The sequence below is a fragment of the Sphingopyxis sp. LC363 genome, from assembly GCF_000756385.1.
GTDB lineage: Bacteria > Pseudomonadota > Alphaproteobacteria > Sphingomonadales > Sphingomonadaceae > Sphingopyxis.
Genome location: NZ_JNFC01000045.1, coordinates 35,312 through 54,702 on the forward strand (window position 1 = coordinate 35,312; position 19,391 = coordinate 54,702).

Consider the following 19,391-nt stretch of genomic DNA (forward strand, 5'->3'; position numbering starts at 1 on the left):
CTAATGACCTCCCCCCACACCATCTTGATCACCGGCGGCGCCGGCTTCATCGGATCGGCGCTCGCGCGTCACCTCGTCGCCGAAAGCGATTATCGCGTCGTCGTGCTCGATGCCCTAACCTATGCGGGTAACAAGGCATCGCTGCCCATAGCCGAAAGGAACGACCGCTTCGAGTTCGTCCACGGCAATATCTGTGATCGCGCGCTGGTCGTCGATCTCTTGGCCGAGGTCCGGCCCGATATTATCACGCACCTCGCAGCCGAAAGCCATGTCGACCGGTCGATCGATGGCCCCGGTGCCTTCATCGAAACCAACATCGTCGGTACCTTTTCGATGCTCTCGGCAGCGACCGACTATTGGCGCGGCCTTCCCGAGACCCGGAAGGATCGCTTCCGCTTCCACCATATCTCGACCGACGAGGTGTTCGGCGCCCTTGGACCCGAAGGCTTCTTCACCGAAGAGACCGCCTATGACCCGCGTTCGCCCTATTCGGCGTCGAAAGCGGGGTCGGACCATCTGGTGAGCGCCTGGCACCACACCTATGGGCTGCCGACGCTGGTCACCAATTGCTCGAACAATTACGGCCCCTACCATTTCCCCGAAAAGCTGATCCCGCTGATGATCATCAAATGCCTCTCGGGCGAGGCGCTGCCGGTCTATGGCCGCGGCGACAATGTCCGCGACTGGCTGTTCGTCGACGATCATGTCCGCGCGCTCCGCGCGGTGTTCGAGCGCGGCAAGGTCGGCGAAAGCTATATGATCGGCGGCAACAGCGAACGCACCAACTTGCAGGTGGTCGAGGTCATTTGCGACACGCTCGACCAGCTCCGCCCGCGCGCCGACGGACGCAGCTATCGCGAGCAGATCAATTTCGTCGCCGACCGGCCGGGGCATGACTTCCGCTACGCCATCGACGCTGGCAAGCTGAAACGCGAACTCGGCTGGCAGCCGACCGAAAGCTTTGAAACCGGCATCGCGGCAACGATCCGCTGGTATCTCGACAATGAAGGCTGGTGGCGGGACATCCTCTCGGGCAGCTATCGCGGGGAAAGGCTGGGCGCGGCGGTTTCGGCATGACCGCGGCGCATCCCCCCCTTGTCACCGGCGGCAGCGGACAGGTCGGCGGCGCCGTCGCCGCGCTGGCCCGCCGTAACGGGGTGGCCGTCGTCGCGCCCGGCCGAGCCGAATGCGACCTGATCGATCCCGCTGCGCTCCGGGCGTTCGTCGACCGGGGTTCCTGGCGCGCGATCATCAACTGCGCCGCTTATACCGCGGTCGACCGCGCCGAAAGCGAAGCCGCCCTCGTTCACGCCATCAACGCCGAAGCCCCCGGCATCCTCGCCGAGCTGGCCGCAACGCGTGATATCCCCATCGTTCATGTGTCGACCGACTATGTCTTCGACGGCACGAAGGACGCACCCTATCTGGAATCCGATCCGATCGCGCCGCTCGGCGTCTATGGGTCGACCAAGGCAGCGGGCGAAGCGGCGGTACGGCAGGCCGCACCCCGCGGCCACGCCATCGTCCGCACGGCGTGGGTCCTCAGCGCGGGCGGTGCCAATTTCCTGAACACCATGCTGCGGCTCGGCGAAGAGCGCGACCTCGTGCGCGTCGTCGCCGATCAGCACGGCTCGCCGACCAACGCCGCCGACCTCGCCGAAGTGTTGCTCGCCATCGTCGACAGCAATACGGCGACCGGCGAGACCTGGCATGCCGTCAACGGCGGCGATGCGAGCTGGTACGATCTCGCCCGGCATATTTTCGACCGTAGCGCGGCGGCAGGCCGCAAGACGCCGCGGCTCGAACCGATCACGACGCAGGACTATCCGACGCCCGCACGGCGCCCGGCCAACGCGCGGCTGGCGACCGAAAAGCTGCGCGCCGACCTCCGTCTCACCCTTCGCCCATGGCGCGACGCCGTCGATGCGATATTGGACGAACGACTGAATTCAGGAGAGCATCGATAATGCGCGGAATCATTCTGGCCGGGGGCTCGGGCACCCGTCTCCATCCGGCGACGCTGGCGATCAACAAGCAGTTGCTGCCGGTCTATGACAAGCCGATGATCTATTACCCGCTGTCGGCGCTGCTGCTCGCCGGGATTCGCGAGATACTGATCATCTCCTCGCCCGAATATATCGACAATTATCGCCGGCTTTTCGCCGACGGCAGCCAGTTGGGGCTGCGCATCGAATATGCCGTCCAGCCGAAGCCCGAGGGGCTGGCGCAGGCCTTCCATATTGGTGCCGACTTCATCGAGGATCAGTCGGCGGCGCTCGTGCTCGGCGACAATATCTTCTACGGCGCGGGTTTCCAGACTCTGCTCGGCAATGCGCGGAGCCGCCAGACGGGCGCCACCGTTTTCGCCTATGAGGTCGCCGATGCGCGCGCCTATGGCGTCGTCGAGCTCGACGATGCGGGCCGCGCGCTCAGCATCGAGGAGAAGCCCGCGCAGCCCAAATCGAACTTCGCGGTCACCGGTCTTTATTTCTACGACAACCGCGTCGTCGAACTCGCGCGCCAGATCAAACCGTCGGCGCGCGGCGAACTGGAGATCACCGACCTCAATCGCCTCTACATGGAACTGGGCGAGCTTTATGTCGAACAGATGGGCCGCGGTTACGCTTGGCTCGACACGGGCACCCACGACAGCCTCGTCGAGGCGTCCGAATTCGTCCGCGTGATCCAGAACCGCACCGGCCATATGATCGGCTGCCTCGAGGAAATCGCGTTCCGCCAAGGCTTCATCGATACCGACCAATTGCGTAAATCTGGCCAGCTGATGGAAAAGACGGCATATGGCCGTAACATCCTCGCGCTGGCCGACCAGAACTGAACCACGCCGATACCTCGCAGGGAGTGACAATCATTGTCCGACGATAGCAGCCCGATTCTGATTACCGGTGGCACCGGTTCGTTCGGCAAGACGATCTTGCGGGAACTGCTCGCGGTGAGCGACCGCGAAATTCGCGTGCTCAGCCGCGACGAGGAAAAACAGGATGCGCTGCGTAACGACCTGCGCGATCCGCGCGTGCGTTTCTTCATCGGCGACATCCGCGACCGCGGCAGCGTCGATCGCGCGGTCAAAGGGGTCGGCGCGATCTTCCACGCCGCGGCGTTGAAGCAAGTGCCCTCGTGTGAATTCTTCCCGCTCGAAGCCGTGCGCACCAACGTGCTGGGGTCCGAAAATGTGATCCGTTCGGCGGTCGAGCACAGGGTCGGCAGCCTCGTCTGCCTGTCGACCGACAAGGCGGTCCATCCGATCAATGCGATGGGCATTTCCAAGGCGATGATGGAAAAGCTTGCTCATGCGGCGGCGCGCGAAGTCGGCCCGGAGGCAAAGACCACGATCAGCTGCGTCCGCTACGGCAATGTGATGTACTCGCGCGGATCGGTCATCCCGCTGTTCATCAAGCAGATCAAAGAAGGCCGCCCGATTACGGTGACCGAGCCCGAAATGACGCGCTTCCTTATGCCTCTGCGCGATAGCGTCGCCCTTGTACGCTTTGCCTTCGCGCATGCGCGCCAGGGTGACCTGTTCGTCCGCAAGGCGCCTGCTGCGACGATCGCCGACCTCGTGACCGCGCTGAAGGAGCTGTTCGACGCTCCCGATTATCCGGTCGAAGTGATCGGCTGGCGCCACGCCGAAAAGCTCGCCGAAACGCTGGCGAGCGCGCAGGAATTGTCGACCGCCGAGGACCTCGGCGATTATTGGCGGATCCAGCTCGACGGCCGCGACCTCAATTATTCGGCCTATTTCAGCGAAGGCGACGATATCAGCCCCGTGCAGGAGGACTTCCACTCGCACAACGCCGAGCGGCTCGATGTCGCGGGCGTCAAGGAACTACTGCTCACGCTCGGCGAGGTGCAGGCCGAACTGGCGTCGTGGCACGCATGACGGGCCGCAAGGTCGTCGTCACCGGCGCAGCCGGACTGCTGGGATGGCATGCGGCCGCACGCCTGCACGCCGCCAATTGCGCGGCGCGCTATCGCGGCGAGGCCGAGCCGTTCGAGCTCGTCCAGCTGGGGCGCGAGACCTTTGGCGACGATATGGCGCGCGACGCCGCCATCGCCGATGTCGAAGTCATCCTCCACTTCGCGGGGGTCAACCGCGGCGACGAAGTCGAAACCGGCAACCCGGCGATCGCGACGGCGCTCACCGACAGCATTGCGCGCACCGGCGCGCGGCCGCATATCGTCTATGCCAACAGCACTCACGCCGGGTTAGACACGCCCTATGGCCGGTCGAAGAAACGCGCGGCGGAGATATTGGAAGCCGCAAGCGCCGGGTTCACCAACCTGATCCTGCCGCACATCTTCGGCGAATGCGCCCGCCCCTATTACAACAATGTCACCGCGACGCTGATCGACCAGATCTGGGCGGGGCAGGAACCGACAATCAATCCCGAGGGCAAGGTCGCCCTGTTCCATGCAGGCGAGGCCGCGAACCTCGCCACCGCAAAGGGCCTCGCGGGGGAGTCGGGCACGATCGCCCCTGCCGGGCGCGAGATGTCGATCGTCGCGCTCTATGACCGGCTCGCGGCCTTTCACCGCTCCTATCAGGCGAACATCTTTCCCGACCTCGGCGATCCCTTCGACCTTGCGCTGTTCAACAGCTACCGGACCGGTGGTTATCCGGCGCACTATCCGATGCGTATGAAGCTCAACAGCGACGCGCGCGGCGGCCTGTTTGAATCGGCGAAGTCGCTTGCCGGTTCGCAGACCTTCCTTTCGACCACGCGGCCGGGGATGCGCCGCGGCGATCATTTCCACACCAACCTCGTCGAACGATTCCTCGTCGTGTCGGGCAAGGCGACGATCCGCATCCGCAAGGTGCTGACCGACGAAGTCCACAGCTTCGAAGTGTCGGGCGACGAACCGGTCGCGATCGACATGCCGCCGCTGCACACCCACCATATCGTCAATGACACCGACAGCGACGTCGTGACCTTTTTCTGGTCGCACCGGCTGTTCGACCCCGCCAACCCGGACACTTATGCCGACGCGGTGCTTTTGGAGACCGAAAAACAGTGAGCAAGCTCAAGGTCACGACCGTTCTGGGTACCCGGCCCGAGATCATCCGCCTGTCGCGCGTGATGGCGCGGCTCGACACGCTGACCGATCACCGGATCGTCCACACGGGGCAGAACTGGGATTATGAACTCAACGAGGTCTTCTTCAGCGACCTTGGCGTGCGCAAGCCCGACAATTTTCTCGGTGTCGATACATCGAGCCTCGGCGCCGTGCTCGGCGGCATTTTGATCGAGACCGAAAAGGAGCTGAAGGCGAACCGCCCCGACGCGCTTCTCGTCCTCGGCGATACGAACAGCGCGATCGCAGCGATCATGGCGCGCCGGATGAAGATCCCCGTCTATCATATGGAAGCGAGCAACCGCAGCTTCGATCGCAACGTCCCCGAGGAAACGAACCGCCGTCTCGTCGACCATATCAGCGACTTCAACCTCGTCTACACCGAACATGCCCGCCGCCACCTCCTGAGCGAGGGGATGCAGCATCGCCGCGTCTATCTGACCGGATCGCCGATGAAGGAGGTCCTCGACCATTACCGCCCGCAGATCGAGGCGTCGGACATCCTGTCGCGCCTTGGCCTGACGCGCCGCGGCTATTTCATCGTCTCGATGCACCGCGAGGAGAATGTCGACAGCAAGGAGCGGCTGGCGGCGCTCGTCGGCACGCTGAACGCGCTTGCCGAAACCTATGACCAGCCCGTGATCGTCTCGACCCACCCGCGCACGCGCAACCGGCTGGAGGCGCTCGAGGGCATCACCCTCGACCCGCGCGTCCAATATATGAAGCCTTTCGGCTTCCACGATTACAATAACCTGCAAATGCACGCGCATTGCGCGATTTCGGACAGCGGTACGATCGCTGAGGAAAGCTCGATCCTCGACTTCTCCGCGATCACCCCGCGCGACGCGATCGAGCGTCCCGAAGCGATGGACACCGGCAACATCATCGTCACCGGGCTCGACCAGCAGGCAATGCTCGAATCGATCGCCGCCGCGGTGAAGCTGCACGCCGAGCGCGTCGCTGCGGGAATTCCGCCCGTAGTCCCCGCCGACTATCAGATCGCGAACACCAGCGAACGCGTCGCCAAGCTGATCCTCGGAACCGCACGGCTGTCGAACCAGTGGGACGGCATCCGGATGCACGACTATATCTGATCGGTTCGCCGCCGTGTCCGAAGCCAGCGTCTCGGTCGTCATCGTCAACTGGCGCGCGCCCGCCGAAACGCTGGCTGCGGTCGACAGCCTGCAGACGCAAACGCTCGCGCCGCGGCGCATCTATGTCGTCGACAATGGTAGCGGCGACGATTCGATGGAGCGGATGCAGGCCGCGCTGTCGGGCGACCCGCGCGTCGTACTGCTGGCCAACGAGAAGAATCTGGGGTTCGGAGGCGGCTGCAATCGCGCCCTGCGCGAAGCGGTGGGCGATGGGTCCGACTTTATCTGGCTGCTCAACAACGACGCCCGCCCCGACCCCGATTGCCTTGCCGCGCTCATCGCCCGGGCGGACGAGGATGGCGAGAAGTCGGGCATGATCGGATCATGGATGACCGACCCCGACCATCCCGAACATGATCATTCTGGAAGTTGGATGCGCCCCTGGCTGATGAGCTGCGGCACTGTCTTCGGCCCCGCCGATCTCGCCGCGCATCGCTATAGCTGGGTGACCGCCGCTTCGGTGCTCATCCGCGCCGACGCACTGTGCCGTGCCGGGCTCTTCGACGAGGATTTTTTCATGTATTGGGAGGATGCCGACCTCGCTATGCGTATCAGGGCCGCCGGTTTCGGCATCGCGATTGCACCCGAAGCCCGCGTGGTGCACCGCGCGGGGACCAGCTCGGCTGACATCCCCGTCCAGCGCTACCTCTGGCATTATCGCTCGCAGGGACTGTGGCTCCGCAAGCATCATTCCCACCCGGCGATCGCGCTTATGCTGTTGCGGCTGAAATTTCTCGGCAAAGCGCTGATAGACAAAGATTTCGTCCGCTTCCGAGCATTGAAAGCCGCCTAGACCAAACTATCGTGGGTGGGATCAAGACCATTATGTAGGTTGCAGCGCAATTCGCTGTCGCTTTTGCTGGATTTTCGCGCGATCAGCAGCCTGCTCACCGCTTCGGTCGCGATCACGCCTACCATCATTGTGACGAAATCGACCCAGTACCAAGCATCCTCCAGCATGATGCGCAGAATACCGCACACGAACGCGGCGGATGCAGCGGCGCTGAAACGAAACCGGTCCATCGTCGAGCAAATTGATTTGGCACCGAACCAAACGCCACCCCACCCCACAAACCCGTCAGGAGGACGGCGCGACCAACGAGGCCGGGCGAACCGAAATCGTTCGCCCACCGGACGCGAATAATGTCGTTAGTGAAGATATCTGCCGCGGATCGCGCGAGCGAGGGTAGATGAGATCGGGGAAGCGAGTCGCAACCGATCCCGCACGAAAGGGCCAGCCCCTCCACGCCCGGGATGCGGTTGGCGAAAAGCCCGACGACCTAAAACAGCGTGTCGGAAAAATGCCCGTACTAAAGCGACACCCATATCGCAAATCCCCCGCGCCGGATGCCTCGGCGCGAAGCCACGAGCCGATGATAAACGCCAAGTCGCCAGCAAGCCCACGTGATGCGCATCGGATATTTCAGGAGATTCTGTTCGGTCAGATACATGAGCATCATGAGCTGGGCGAAAGAAGAGCATGCCCGCCTTGCTGGTCGTGATCGCCGACAGGATGATGAAGAAGGCAGCCAGGGTGCACAATACCAAGATAACAATGAACCTCGTCCTGATGCCGCCATGCCACCTCATGACGAGCAGGATCAACGGCGGGATCAGGTTGGATTGGGTGCAATAGTTGAGCGTCCCGAAAATGAATCCCGCATCAGCCGCAGCTTCCTGTCCGAGCGCCGGCCCATATTGCGCTCGCACCGCGAGGTTAGCAACGATGAACCCGCCCAGCGCTGCAATGCCCAATAGGTTAACCTGATATAGTTGGGCGGGCTGGCGGTCGACCGATCGCGTGGTAGCGATATGAATAATGCAATAGGTTGCGAAGATCGCCGAGCATATCATTATCCCAGAACCCAAAGGGACGATGTTGACGTTCTGCCGGTCGAGATATTCGGGCGACTGCGAGCTGTTGCTCCCAGATAGTGTGGTAAGAAAAAATATCGAAACACATAACCCATCGCGAACAGGACGAGTGTCACGAACAGAAACAGGCACATCGACGAGCGATAGGTCATGCGGCGGGTTAGTCGCCCCGGGGGCGGTCCTGTGCAAGCCGAAATGGAGCCGAACGCGATTCAGGACCGGTTGCCCCTGCAACAAATGTAACGAATTTCGCACGGCCGGGCAGAGTCATGCCTGCACGATTCCAGCACGGAGTCAAATTCGGGGCAGAGTTTTCAGCCTATTTCTCGCAAAACAGGACAATTTCATCAGATGCCTTGGGTCGAACCAGGTGGATGGCGCTCGCGATGATCGCCCAGAATAATTGAGCGATCCGTCCCGTGGGGCCGACGGGTTTGCCCTGCCGGATTTGCACACTCTGTTGTAATATCCCCCCACCCAACGGCGTGCCGAACAGCTTGACGGTCCGAAATCCGGCCCGCTCAGCATGGCGGATCAGCGAACCCGGAGTCTGAATCGTCAGGTGCCGTGGGGCTTCCAAGCCGCGCCAGTATGCGCCCATCAACCGGCATCCCAGCGACTTGCCATTGGGCGTGATCAGAACCATCCGTCCTCCGGGCGCAAGCTTGTCGTGGATGGCAGCAATCAACTCGCCTGGATCGGGAACATGCTCGATCACATGGCTGCCAACGACGGCATCGAGACTGCAATCGCCATAATTCTGGGCGAGGAAGTCCCCCTCCCCCACGCGAAGTCCAAATGCGCGGGCCTTGTCGACACAGACAGTGTCGAACTCAATGCCTTCGACATCCCAGCCGAGGTCGTGCATTTGCAGGAGAGTCTGCGCGTTTCCAAAGCCGATTTCGACCAGCTTGCCTTTGGCGACATAGGGCAGCCAAAAAACCCGCAACGACGCCATGTGACGCAGCAAGGGGATCACGCGAAAGAACCGCGCCAATATCGAAGTCGCGGTCGACGCATCGGGACGGCGGTAGCCCAGACTCCGATGTAAGAACCATTCGATCGCCCGTCGGAAGCCGCGCTTCGCGCCGCTTACGGCCAGCACCGGGTCGCTGTGGGTGCTATATGTCGCATAGAAGCTTGCGAGTTGTTGGCCGGTCAGGCGGGCGTCGAGATACGCCGCGGCACATGCGGCATTACCACACCGAAACAGGTCCCAGTCGCCGCCCACGCCATATACTCTGTCGCGGACACCCGACAGCCAGGGGTGCAATGGGGCGCCGCACGCGCCGCACTGATTTGGCCGGGAATAAACGAGATCAGTCATTTTTGTGCACGCACCAGCACAACGAACAAATCGTTCCACCTTATTGGAAAAACATCCTGATTAAGTCCGATATCATGGAACAGCGTCATTGCTAGCCGGAGTGCAGCAGAAAGTGTCAATGCCAACGCGATACCTTCTATCCCCATTAACGGCGCAAGGAGGAAGCTCGCCAAGGTTGCGACAATCGCCTCGATCATCGGACTCAACCACAGCGTCGCTTGCCGGCCGACGCTCATCACGAATAGTGTGAAGCACATCGTCTGCAACCGCAATACAGTGGCCGGAAGCAACAGCAACAACATCGTTCGAACGGACCCAGCATATTGGGCGCCGACCCAGAGTTCGAAAATCCGTACGGGAACGAGCAGCACGAACAGGGCGACCGCCACGATGTAGAGGATGAAATAGCCATTGAACCGCCGGAAAACGGCGATCCGGGCCGGGGTATCGTCAAGCGGGATCGAAGCGACCCGCGACGCAATCGGCGCAGATATGGCAATCAATCCACCCGACAACAGACCGATAAGACTGAACACCATGCCGAATGCGACGACATCGCCGGGCAAGATCAACGCCACCACGGCGACGGTGATCGACGTCGCGAAATAGGCGGTCAGGTTCCACCACCCCACCGAGGCCGACGACACGGCCAAAAAGCGAAAAATGGCATTCGGGGTCAGCGGATCGGGAACGCGCTTCGTTCCGGCTTGGCTGGTGACGAACCAACGCCCCACCGCGCCATGATAGCGGAGCATCAACGATCCTGACAACGGCCAAGGGCTCACGGCAACCGCCGCGAATATCCACCATAGCTCATCGCCCGGCGAACTGACGAAGATCGCGACGAGGAGCGCCAGTAGGAGTGCCGGCGGAACAAGCTTGAGCAGGTTTTCGGGCACGAAGTCCTGGCTGGCGGTCGCAGGCCCGGTGACGAGAAGCGAGAAACCGATTCCCGAAACATTGATCAAGATGCAGTAGATGCCGAAGCGGAGCAGCCCTTGATCGAGATCTCCGACCAAAGAAAAGAACCGCAGAAACTCTGTGACCAACACGCCCCCGGCAAGGACCAGGCCCGTCACCAGCAGAACGATACGACGATAAGCGCGCGCGACATCGGCCCCTTCAGCCCTTTGCATGACGACGATCAACGCGCTGCCGGCGCAATTTCGCAAGGACTGCGAGAGCAGCAGCGCAAGCGGCAGAAACGCCATTGCCGTCGCATATATCTGATAGTCCGCGGCGTTGATTGATCGGGAGAGGACCGCGGGCATGGCCAATGTAATGGCGAACACCCCGCCGCTCGCGAAAAGGCTGGACAGCGAATTGGCTCGAAGGCTGCGCTGGCGGATCATCGGCAGCCAAGCGCGTCCAAAATCGCGTTCGCACGCCGGTCGACGCCGAACTGCGCCATATGCTGCTCGAATTGGAACCAGTCTCCGATCGTATACGGCGCCATTGTGTCGAATTCGGCGATCCCGTCGAGCGGCAGGACCAGGCCATATCCGGCAACGCTGTCGCGCAAGCCTCCCACATTGCTGTGGACGACCTGGCAGCCCATCGCGAGCGCCTCGAGCGCCCCGATGCCGAACCCCTCATATTCGGACAATTGCACATAATAGCGCGATGTCCGAAGCAGCCGGATCTTCTCTTCCTCCGAAACATAGCCGACGAAATCGACAGCATCCTCGCAGGAAAGGCGCGCCGCATGATCGCGGGCGATATGCGCGCAGGTCGTGCGGCCGATCACCACGAGGCGGGCATCCGGATGCCGTTCGCGCACCCGCGCCAACAGGTCGATGGCGCGCAATAGCCCCTTGCGCCGGATATTTTCCGCGGTGTCCATCCCGCAGATGGTAACCAGCGAACCGGGCAATCGCTGGGCGGAAAAGTTCGCGGGATCGATACGGCCGACCGCATCGGCGCCATGAAAGCTCAACCGGATTGCCGACCGGCGGAACCAGCCGATCTTGCACATCTCGCGGTAGTCGGTCGACGATGTCGCGAGGATGCGATTGGCGAACAGCAAGGTGAAATAGAACAATATGATGCGCACGAGGAACATCGACAGGCTGGGTGCCATCGAGCGGAGGACCTGTTCTGCGCCCCCGGTCGAGACAACGGGCTTCCCGCGCAAACGCGCGAGAAGCGCAGCCGCCGCCGAATAGGAATAGAAATAGCAGACCAAGCCATCAAAAGACATGCACCACACATCGCCGAGACGATTGGTGACGCGCACCTCCGCCACCGAAGGCTGCCGCAACAGACCCTCGACCTCGGCGGCATAGAAGCCCTGCTTCAGCATGGCTGGATCGGGAACGGCGGCATAGAGGAGGAGACGCACACCGCCGTCCGCATCTGGCGCCCCCGTTGTTCGCCCTTGAATATCTTGGTTGGTCATCGGCGGGAATTCTGGGCCATTGTTGCGTGTCGCTCGCGAGTGGCGCCCATAGCCATTCGGGAAGAGCGCGCCAAGCAATGATTGACACGCCACCGGCTGCGAGCGGCTATCGGTTGCCAGCGCCCGACCGAAAAGCTAGGCACGCGGCAGATATCCCGTTGCAAAGCTCCCCTCTCGTGCGCGTCCTTTTCCTTACCCAGTGGTTCGAACCCGAACCTGCCTTCAAAGGGGCGTCATTCGCCGCCGCCCTTATTGGCGAAGGCATGGAGGTCGAGGTCGCGACGGCATTTCCCAATTATCCGGGCGGAAAGCTGTACCCGGGGTACCGGATCAAGCCCTACCAGCGCGACCGGCAATGGCCCTTCCAGGTTCATCGCCTGCCCATCTGGCCGTCGCACGATCGTTCGGCGATCGGACGTATTCTGAACTATGCCAGTTTCTTCCTGTCGAGCCTGATCTTCGGCCTTTTCACGGCTCGACGCTTCGATGTGATCTATGTCTATCATCCGCCGGTGACCCCGGCGCTCGCGGCAGCGATTTTCGGCGCGGTCTACCGGCGCCCGTTTATCGTCGAAATACAGGATTTGTGGCCCGACAGCGTGCTGGCCTCTGGCATGGGCGGTAAGGCGATCCCATCGATCCTCGGGAAGATTTGCGATTTCGTCTATCGGCGAGCGGCGCTCGTGATCGCCCAATCGGACGGAATGAAGGCGCGGCTGGCCGAGCGCGGGGTTCCGCCTGAAAAGCTCCACCGCCTATACAATTGGTCGACCCATGTCCCCGCGACGCCCTCCGAGCCGCCGGTTGCGATCGACGGATGGGACGATGACACCATCAACTTCGTCTACGGCGGAAATCTGGGACAGGCGCAAAGCCTCGGTTATGTCGTCGACGCCTTTATTCGCGCGCGCACGGCGAACGGCAAAGTCAGGCTGCACCTGTTCGGACACGGGATCGAACGCGACCGCCTGGCACAGCAGATTGCCGCCGACGGCTCGGGCGATATTTTCCTGCACGGTCCCGTCAGCCGGGCGAAGATGGATCGTATATTCGATCGCGCCGACGCGCTGGTTCTGCATCTGAATGGCGAAAGCCTCTACGACGTCACAATTCCATCGAAACTGCAGCACTATCTTTCGGTCGGCAAACCGATCCTGGCCGGGCTTTCGGGTGAAGCCGCGGGGATGTTGCAGGAATCGGGCGCAGCTATCGTCTGCCCGCCCGAAGACGTGGGCTCCATGGCGGCGGCGATCGGGAAAATCGCGGCGCTATCCGATGAAAGCCGCGCCGAGATGAGCCGGAAGGGGCGCGTATTTTACGACCGGAATCTCGCGATGGAACGCGCCGTAGACGAGACCGCCCGATGGCTGCGCGCGGTAGCGGCTTCCAATCGCTGAACACACGGCGATCAGGTCATTGGCAGCAAGTCATCTTTGCCATAAGAGACGCGCCATGCTTAACGCCCCCATATCCCCATGGCCAAGCTTTTCCGACGAAGAAGCCGATCGGGTTCGCGACCTCCTCCTCTCCAATCGCGTCAATTACTGGACCGGCGACGAAGGGCGGAATTTTGAGACCGAATTCGCGCGCTGGTGCGGCAGCCCCAAGGCGATCGCGCTCGCCAACGGGACGCTGGCGCTCGATCTAGCACTGAAAGCGCTGGATATCGGACCGGGCGACGAGGTGATCGTCACCCCCCGCACCTTCATCGCATCTGTATCGACCGTGGTGAATGCCGGCGCGACGCCCGTATTCGCCGATGTCGACCTCAACAGCGGTAACATCCATCCCGCCAGCATCGCGGCAGTTCTGACTGATCGCACGCGTGCGATTGTTCCCGTCCACCTCGGTGGCTGGCCATGTGACATGGACGGCATCATGGACCTGGCGGCCGATCGCGGCATCCACGTCATCGAAGATTGCGCACAGGCGCATGGCGCCAAGGTCCGCGGGCGAAGCGTCGGAAGCATCGGCGATGTCGGCGCATGGTCCTTCTGTCAGGACAAGATAATGACCACCGGCGGCGAAGGCGGCATGGTCACGACGGCCGACGAACGTTTGTGGGATATCATGTGGTCGTTCAAGGACCACGGCAAAAGCTGGGATGCCGTCTATAACCGCCAGCATCCCCCCGGATTTCGCTGGGTTCACGAAAGCTTTGGCACCAACTGGCGAATGCTCGAAGTCCAAGCGGCCGTCGGCCGTATCCAACTCACGCGGATGGAGGAATGGACGGCCCGCCGAACCGCAATTGCCCGCGCGATCGCTTCCGCTCTGGCGCCCTTTGGCGACGCCGTTCGCGTGCCTGAACCTTCGGAAGCGATGACCCATGCCTATTACCGGCAATATGCCTATGTCCGGCCCGACGGTCTGAAGGCCGGCTGGTCGCGCGATCGCATTGTTGCCACTTGCGTCGAGCGCGGCGCTGTTGTAATGCACGGAAGCTGCTCCGAGGTCTATCTGGAGCGAGCTTTCGACGATGCGCCGTTCCGGCCCGCACAACGCTTTCCGGTCGCGCGCGAACTTGGCGAAACGAGCCTGATGTTTCTCTGCCACCCGACGATCACCGATGAAGAGCTGGCGCGAATTCTGGCTGTGGTTACCTCGGTGTTCGAGGAAGCGAGCCGGTAAGCGCCGGGACGGTCAACCGTCCGGAGCGCGTCGTGGATCGGCCGGGATCCCGGTGAAGACCGGCATTGTCGCATCGCCAGCAGCGCTGATGCCTTCGCGCCCGATCACCCGCCTGACCGTCAGTAGCAGGATTTTGAAATCGATCCACAGATTGTGATGATCAACGTACCATACGTCGAGCGCAAATTTTTCGTCCCAGCTCAGAGCGTTACGCCCGTTAACCTGCGCCCAGCCCGTCACCCCGGGGCGCACATGGTGCCGCCGCCACTGTTCTTTTGAATAGAGCGGCAGATATTGCATCAGAAGCGGCCGGGGGCCGATGAGGCTCATGTCGCCGCGTAATACGTTCCAAAGTTCGGGAAGCTCGTCGAGGCTCGTCGTGCGCAGCCAGCGCCCGAACGGCGTCAGCCGATCGGCGTCGGACATCAATTGGCCGTCGGCGTCGCGCCGATCGGTCATTGTCCGGAACTTGATCATACGGAAGGGCTTGCCCATCTTGCCCGGCCTTTCCTGCCGGAACAGGACGGGCGCCCCCAGCCGAGTCCGGACCAGCAGCGCGACCAGGAGCAGAATGGGCGACAAGCAGATCAGCGCCAAGACGCTCGCGGAGATGTCGATAAGGCGCTTGATCACGTCAATTCGCCGCCCCCGCTTTTCCCAACGAAAGGCCGCTTACGATCAGGCTCGCGGGGTTGGTACCAATGCCGCCGACGATCCGCATGTCGAGACGAAAGAGGTCGCATCCTTCGGGCAACGACATCACCATGTCGCGATTGGTCGGCGTCCTTACGTCCAAGAGGTTGACCGAAACCGCCTTTGCACCTTCATCCTGTCCGGACAGGCAGGTTGCCACCCACGTCGCCGAGCTCTGAAGATTGGGGGTCCGCTCGCGAACCCGCCAGCGAAACTGGGTCGATGCATTCGGAGCGAACAGTTTCGTGGCCGTTACACCGACGGTGCCGGATGCGCCGTAAAACTCCATCCCCGCCCCGCCCGCGCCCACGCTCACCAACGTCGCGCCATAGGCCTCATTGCCAAGTTGCCAGATGAAGGGAGGATATCCTTCGACCGTCTTCCCGTTGACGATGCCGCTGACTTCCGCGAGCACGGCGTTATTACCGCGCGGCAGCAACGGATAAAGCTGGAGCGCAACGTCGTCGGCCCCTTGCGAAACCAGCTTCGACACCAGCTGAGCATAAATGGCGTCAAGCTGCCGCAGATCGGGAGCCTTCGCTTTTCGTTCGACTAGAAGCCGACCGACGGGTTCGGACTGCGGCAAGCGATTGACCGCGACGGCGAGCAGTTCGGGGAACCAGGGGTTGCTCTGACGGACATAAGGCTGAAGATACTTCCGGCCCTCCGGTGCGACCATGATCGCAGCCAGGCGCGGCAGGATTTCCTGTGCCGAGTCAGGCCTCGACCGGATGATCAAATCATAATGGCGCAGACCCCCTTCGATCTTTTCGCGGCGCAATGCATCTTCAGCAAGCCAGAGCTGCACAGAGGCCTCGCGGCGCGTAATCCCCTCGGCACGCAACATGGCCTGGCGTGCGCGCGGCAGATCGGCCTTCGCTTCATATCCCTTGCCGACCATCCAGAGCGAGCGCGCCGACAGCGGCGCATAGCGAAGGCCGGTGCGCCCCGTCGCGAACAGCACTTTGGCGTCAACCTTGCCCCGATTGTCGTAGAGTCTTTGAGTCAGCTGGTTTTGGCCACTTCTCCATGAGAAGAACCCGCCACCAAGCGGACGGAAGGTATCGATAACTATTCCCGTCGAGGCGGCGGCTTGGGAAAACGCCAGAATTGCGGTGAGCAAACCGGCAAACAGCGCGATGATGACGCTTGGCGTCAGGCTCTTCGCCATCTCGTCGCGTGTCGAGCGCCGTCGTTCCGCCGAGCGCATCAGTTACGCACTCCGCCGACGCTGTCATCCTCCGCGCCGTCCCGGCCATAACCATAACCATAACCATAGCCATAGCCATAGCCCGACTGCTTTGCCCGATATTTGGTCAGTAAGGCGCCGAGAAGGTGCGCGCGCGAATCGCGAAGCCGCTGGATTGCCGACTGCGACGCCCGAACGGCGGTGCGGTCCGCCTCGATGACATAGACGACGCCTTCGACCACATTCGCGATCAGCGGGGCGTCGGACAGGCCCAGCATCGGCGGACTGTCGAGGATGACATGGTCATACCGGCTTGCCAGCTTCTGAACGAACAGCGCCAGGCGCTCGCCGCTGAGCAGTTCCGATGCACTCGGCGGCGTCGGCCCCGCAGCGATGAAATGGACGTTCGATTTACCCGTGTCCTGAATCAGCTGTTCCCAACTGTCGTCGCCGGCGAGGAAGTTGGAAACGCCGCGTAGGTTCTGCAGTCCCAGCCGCGAAGCGAGAATGGGTCGCCGCATATCGACGTCAACGAGCACGACCGAGCCCGAGGTCCGGCCAAGCACCAGTGCCAGGGAGTAAGCCGAGGTCGACTTGCCCTCCGCAGGCGACGTACTGGTAAGCGCCATCGTCTTCGGGACGCCATGATCGGTCGAGAAGCTCAGGTTCGTTCGAACGGTCATATAGGCTTCGGAGAGGATCGATTTCGGATCGTCCAGCTTCTCGAGCGCATCGTCGTCCACCACCGGGATGGCCCCAAGCAGCGGCACATCCAGCTTGGTCGAGACCTGACCGGGTTCACGCAGGCTTTCGTCGAGATTTTCGAGCACGATGACCGCGATGGCTGCGAGCACGAGGCCGGCAAGAAGCGCCATGATCACATTGATCAGCAACTTCGGCGACGACGGCTTTTCGGGCATGGGAGCAGAATCGACGACCGAGATATTGTTGGTTCCGACACCCGCAACCCCGATTTCCTTGTAGCGCTGCAGCAAAGAATCATAGAGTTGGCGGTTCGTATCCACTTCGCGCTGGTAGATATTATACTGGATGTTCGAACGGCTTTCGGTGTCGAACTTGTCGAGCAAGCCGTTGACGCGCTGCCGCAGGTCCTGCTCACGCTGTGATGCGGCGTCGAATTCCGACAGATAGGCATCGCGGACGCGGCGTTCCTCAGCGGAAATTGCGCGATCAAGCGCAGCCACTTGCTCGCGCCCCGCCTTGGCTTCGGGATATTCGGGTTCGAAATGGACCAGCAGGTCCTGATATTTAGCCTGCGCCTCTGCGCGCTTTTGGCGCAACAGGTTCAGCGATTGATTCTGAAGCGCCAGTTCGGTGCTGCCGGGCGATCGCGCCGCGCGCAGCTTCGCTTCGGCGGCCGTCCGTTCGGCCGTCGCTTCAATGAGCACGCGGTTCAGCTGTTCGAGGTTGCTCGATGCCAGCGTCTGCGTGGTCTGCGTCCGTCCCTCGCCGCTCTTCGATTCTGAAAGTCTCACGATCCCCTGCCGGGCGGCATAATTTACGAGGTCGCGTTCGGATTGCTCGAGCCGCTCGCGCAGTCCCTGCAAGCGCGTTTCCAGATAAATGCGCGCATCCGAAGTAGAGGCAAATCGGCGATCCATGCTCTGCTGTGCAAACTCGCCTACCCACGTTCGGGCCACCGATTGCGAGATATTGGGCGATGCACTAGTATAGCTGATGTCAATCAGCGCCGAGCCGCGCAACGGCGAAATCGCGACATTCTTCAACAAGAGATCGACGGCTTGCCGCTGCCGGCCGCGCATCCGTTCCACCGAGACGGGGGCGCTGCCTTCAGACGAAAGAAAGCCCTCACCTTCCGGTGTTACGCCGTGCGCGGCGAAGAAATCCTTGTTCGACGACAGGCGGAGGCGCCGCTCGACGCGCTCTGCCAAAGAGCGCGCGTTAAGCAGCGAATATTGCGTCAGATAGAATTCCTGGTTTGGTGTGCTATCCTCGCGCTTCAATCCCTCGACATTCGTAACATTTGCCTGTTCGCGAGCGATCTCGATCCGCGAAGTCGCCGTATATTGCGGCGTCATCAGCAACGTCAGAATGACGCCGACGACAAGCGTCACCGCGAGGATCGCACTCGCAAGCCAAGCGTGCCGTTTAAGCGCGTTCCAATATTCGAGGATCGTGGGCGCAGACCAGAATTGGTGCGTGCCTGCCGCGGTTCCGTCCTGGCTGAACATCTTTGTCGGAGATTGCATGGTGGACATAAATTTAAGAACTCACCCGAACAGGAAGGTCAGCGATTGTCGAGGACCGCAACCAGCGGCGAAACGAGAAGCGGAGCGACCGAAATGAATTGCTGGAACATTCGGCGTCCGGGCGATTCACCAACCACCACTATGTCATTGGGATAGAGTATGGGATCCGCATATGCGCCCCGGCGAATAGCTGCGAGGTCATAGAGCGCGATCATCTGCCGGCCTCGCACATTGCGATGGATCACCACCTCGCGCAGCTTGGCAAATTCCGTCGCCCCCTTCGCCGCGGCGACCCCGCGCATCAGCGTCATGCCGCCAACAACCGGGTAATTGCCCGATTGCTGGACTTCGCCGTCGATCGTCACATAGCGGCTGACGGTTTCCTCGAGGTTCACGGCGACCCGTGGGCTGCGCATATGGCCCGCGCGAAGTTGCTGTGTCACACGGTCCGTTGCCTCGCCGATCGTCAGGTTGTTAAGATTGACGACGCCTGCAACGGGAAGTGAGATGTTCGCAGCGCCATCAGCGGTGACGCGGCGATCGGACAATTGCTCGATACCCATCACGTCGATGATCAGCTTGTCATAGGGTCCGATCCGATATTCATAACCCTGCGCCGCACCAACCTCACCGTTCGGACCCGGCAATTCACCGGTGTCAACCAGAGTCACCGTCGGCCCGCCAAGCCCGCCCTTTGTAAGGCTGTTGCCGGCGCAACCCGATGTTGCCATCAGGGTGACGGCCATTGCACCGACAAAGCCCGTACGGGCGCGTTGCTTGAAACTCGCTTGCAGCATAAACC

At 61.8% G+C, this 19,391-nt stretch carries 18 protein-coding genes; 10 read left to right on the forward strand and 8 right to left on the reverse strand.

Annotated features, from left to right (window positions below; translation table 11 throughout):
- The first annotated feature begins 3 nt into the window (after nt 1-3).
- From rfbB to FG95_RS15295, 7 genes are read left to right on the forward strand one after another with little or no spacing between them, the layout of a single operon-like run.
- Nucleotides 4-1,077 carry a dTDP-glucose 4,6-dehydratase gene (gene rfbB, locus FG95_RS15265; RefSeq protein ID WP_037556968.1) on the forward strand — a complete coding sequence of 358 codons (1,074 nt, stop codon included), beginning with the start codon at nt 4-6 and terminating at the stop codon, nt 1,075-1,077.
- On the forward strand, nt 1,074-1,967 hold the full coding sequence (gene rfbD / locus FG95_RS15270; protein WP_037556969.1) for a dTDP-4-dehydrorhamnose reductase: 894 nt from the start codon (nt 1,074-1,076) through the stop codon (nt 1,965-1,967). Before rfbB ends, rfbD begins: the two co-directional genes overlap by 4 nt.
- On the forward strand, nt 1,967-2,836 hold the full coding sequence (gene rfbA / locus FG95_RS15275; RefSeq protein ID WP_037556970.1) for a glucose-1-phosphate thymidylyltransferase RfbA: 870 nt from the start codon (nt 1,967-1,969) through the stop codon (nt 2,834-2,836). The genes rfbD and rfbA overlap by 1 nt, the downstream gene beginning before the upstream one ends.
- Nucleotides 2,837-2,869: 33 nt before the next feature.
- Complete coding sequence (locus tag FG95_RS15280) at nt 2,870-3,898, forward strand: polysaccharide biosynthesis protein (protein ID WP_037556972.1); 1,029 nt, start codon at nt 2,870-2,872, stop codon at nt 3,896-3,898.
- The gene (locus FG95_RS15285; RefSeq protein WP_037556973.1) at nt 3,895-5,034 is read left to right on the forward strand and encodes a polysaccharide biosynthesis C-terminal domain-containing protein; all 1,140 of its coding nucleotides are present in this window, start codon (nt 3,895-3,897) and stop codon (nt 5,032-5,034) included. The genes FG95_RS15280 and FG95_RS15285 overlap by 4 nt, the downstream gene beginning before the upstream one ends.
- On the forward strand, nt 5,031-6,185 hold the full coding sequence (gene wecB, locus FG95_RS15290; RefSeq protein ID WP_037556975.1) for a non-hydrolyzing UDP-N-acetylglucosamine 2-epimerase: 1,155 nt from the start codon (nt 5,031-5,033) through the stop codon (nt 6,183-6,185). The genes FG95_RS15285 and wecB overlap by 4 nt, the downstream gene beginning before the upstream one ends.
- Nucleotides 6,186-6,198: 13 nt before the next feature.
- Nucleotides 6,199-7,038 (forward strand): glycosyltransferase family 2 protein, encoded by an 840-nt coding sequence (locus FG95_RS15295; RefSeq protein WP_037556976.1) that lies wholly within the window; start codon nt 6,199-6,201, stop codon nt 7,036-7,038.
- Here FG95_RS15295 and FG95_RS15300 read toward each other — a convergent pair.
- Nucleotides 7,035-7,268 (reverse strand): hypothetical protein, encoded by a 234-nt coding sequence (locus tag FG95_RS15300; protein ID WP_037556978.1) that lies wholly within the window; start codon nt 7,266-7,268, stop codon nt 7,035-7,037. The genes FG95_RS15295 and FG95_RS15300 overlap by 4 nt on opposite strands.
- Before the next feature lie 426 nt (nt 7,269-7,694).
- On the opposite strand from FG95_RS15300, the gene FG95_RS20595 reads away from it, so the two are divergent.
- Nucleotides 7,695-8,003, forward strand: coding sequence for a hypothetical protein (locus tag FG95_RS20595; RefSeq protein WP_152567672.1), 309 nt, complete (start codon nt 7,695-7,697; stop codon nt 8,001-8,003).
- A gap of 436 nt (nt 8,004-8,439) precedes the next feature.
- Here FG95_RS20595 and FG95_RS19975 read toward each other — a convergent pair whose 3' ends face one another.
- The 3 genes from FG95_RS19975 to FG95_RS15315 form a co-directional block, all read right to left on the reverse strand.
- The gene (locus FG95_RS19975; RefSeq protein WP_052182412.1) at nt 8,440-9,351 is read right to left on the reverse strand and encodes a class I SAM-dependent methyltransferase; all 912 of its coding nucleotides are present in this window, start codon (nt 9,349-9,351) and stop codon (nt 8,440-8,442) included.
- A gap of 92 nt (nt 9,352-9,443) precedes the next feature.
- Complete coding sequence (locus FG95_RS15310; protein ID WP_037556979.1) at nt 9,444-10,799, reverse strand: hypothetical protein; 1,356 nt, start codon at nt 10,797-10,799, stop codon at nt 9,444-9,446.
- Complete coding sequence (locus FG95_RS15315) at nt 10,796-11,788, reverse strand: glycosyltransferase family 4 protein (RefSeq protein WP_037556980.1); 993 nt, start codon at nt 11,786-11,788, stop codon at nt 10,796-10,798. The genes FG95_RS15310 and FG95_RS15315 overlap by 4 nt, the downstream gene beginning before the upstream one ends.
- 233 nt (nt 11,789-12,021) lie before the next feature.
- Between FG95_RS15315 and FG95_RS15320 the strand changes: the two genes are divergently transcribed.
- Both FG95_RS15320 and FG95_RS15325 read left to right on the forward strand, forming a co-directional pair.
- Nucleotides 12,022-13,242, forward strand: coding sequence for a glycosyltransferase family 4 protein (locus FG95_RS15320; RefSeq protein ID WP_037556981.1), 1,221 nt, complete (start codon nt 12,022-12,024; stop codon nt 13,240-13,242).
- Nucleotides 13,243-13,297: 55 nt separating this feature from the next.
- A complete protein-coding gene (locus FG95_RS15325; protein ID WP_037556982.1) occupies nt 13,298-14,476 on the forward strand; it encodes a DegT/DnrJ/EryC1/StrS family aminotransferase in 1,179 nt (392 codons plus the stop codon).
- A 12-nt stretch (nt 14,477-14,488) separates the two neighbouring features.
- Here FG95_RS15325 and FG95_RS15330 read toward each other — a convergent pair whose 3' ends face one another.
- From FG95_RS15330 to FG95_RS15345, 4 genes are read right to left on the reverse strand one after another with little or no spacing between them, the layout of a single operon-like run.
- Entirely contained in the window at nt 14,489-15,109 is a 621-nt protein-coding gene (locus tag FG95_RS15330) for a sugar transferase (protein WP_235211582.1), read from the reverse strand.
- Between the two features lies 1 nt (nt 15,110).
- Nucleotides 15,111-16,379: a tetratricopeptide repeat protein gene (locus FG95_RS15335; RefSeq protein WP_037556983.1), complete on the reverse strand. Its 1,269-nt coding sequence runs from the start codon at nt 16,377-16,379 to the stop codon at nt 15,111-15,113.
- Nucleotides 16,379-18,571, reverse strand: coding sequence for a GumC family protein (locus FG95_RS15340; protein WP_052182413.1), 2,193 nt, complete (start codon nt 18,569-18,571; stop codon nt 16,379-16,381). The genes FG95_RS15335 and FG95_RS15340 overlap by 1 nt, the downstream gene beginning before the upstream one ends.
- Nucleotides 18,572-18,627: 56 nt before the next feature.
- The gene (locus FG95_RS15345) at nt 18,628-19,386 is read right to left on the reverse strand and encodes a polysaccharide biosynthesis/export family protein (RefSeq protein WP_052182414.1); all 759 of its coding nucleotides are present in this window, start codon (nt 19,384-19,386) and stop codon (nt 18,628-18,630) included.
- Nucleotides 19,387-19,391 lie beyond the last annotated feature (5 nt).

Coding starts and splice junctions, on each gene's coding strand:
- rfbB (WP_037556968.1), top strand. CDS start 4: ATGACCTCCCCCCACACCATCTTGATCACCGGCGGCGCCGGCTTCATC.
- rfbD (WP_037556969.1), top strand. CDS start 1,074: ATGACCGCGGCGCATCCCCCCCTTGTCACCGGCGGCAGCGGACAGGTC.
- rfbA (WP_037556970.1), top strand. CDS start 1,967: ATGCGCGGAATCATTCTGGCCGGGGGCTCGGGCACCCGTCTCCATCCG.
- FG95_RS15300 (WP_037556978.1), bottom strand. CDS start 7,268: ATGGACCGGTTTCGTTTCAGCGCCGCTGCATCCGCCGCGTTCGTGTGC.
- FG95_RS15325 (WP_037556982.1), top strand. CDS start 13,298: ATGCTTAACGCCCCCATATCCCCATGGCCAAGCTTTTCCGACGAAGAA.
- FG95_RS20595 (WP_152567672.1), top strand. CDS start 7,695: ATGAGCATCATGAGCTGGGCGAAAGAAGAGCATGCCCGCCTTGCTGGT.
- FG95_RS15340 (WP_052182413.1), bottom strand. CDS start 18,571: ATGTTCAGCCAGGACGGAACCGCGGCAGGCACGCACCAATTCTGGTCT.
- FG95_RS15285 (WP_037556973.1), top strand. CDS start 3,895: ATGACGGGCCGCAAGGTCGTCGTCACCGGCGCAGCCGGACTGCTGGGA.
- FG95_RS15345 (WP_052182414.1), bottom strand. CDS start 19,386: ATGCTGCAAGCGAGTTTCAAGCAACGCGCCCGTACGGGCTTTGTCGGT.
- FG95_RS15310 (WP_037556979.1), bottom strand. CDS start 10,799: ATGATCCGCCAGCGCAGCCTTCGAGCCAATTCGCTGTCCAGCCTTTTC.
- FG95_RS15335 (WP_037556983.1), bottom strand. CDS start 16,379: ATGCGCTCGGCGGAACGACGGCGCTCGACACGCGACGAGATGGCGAAG.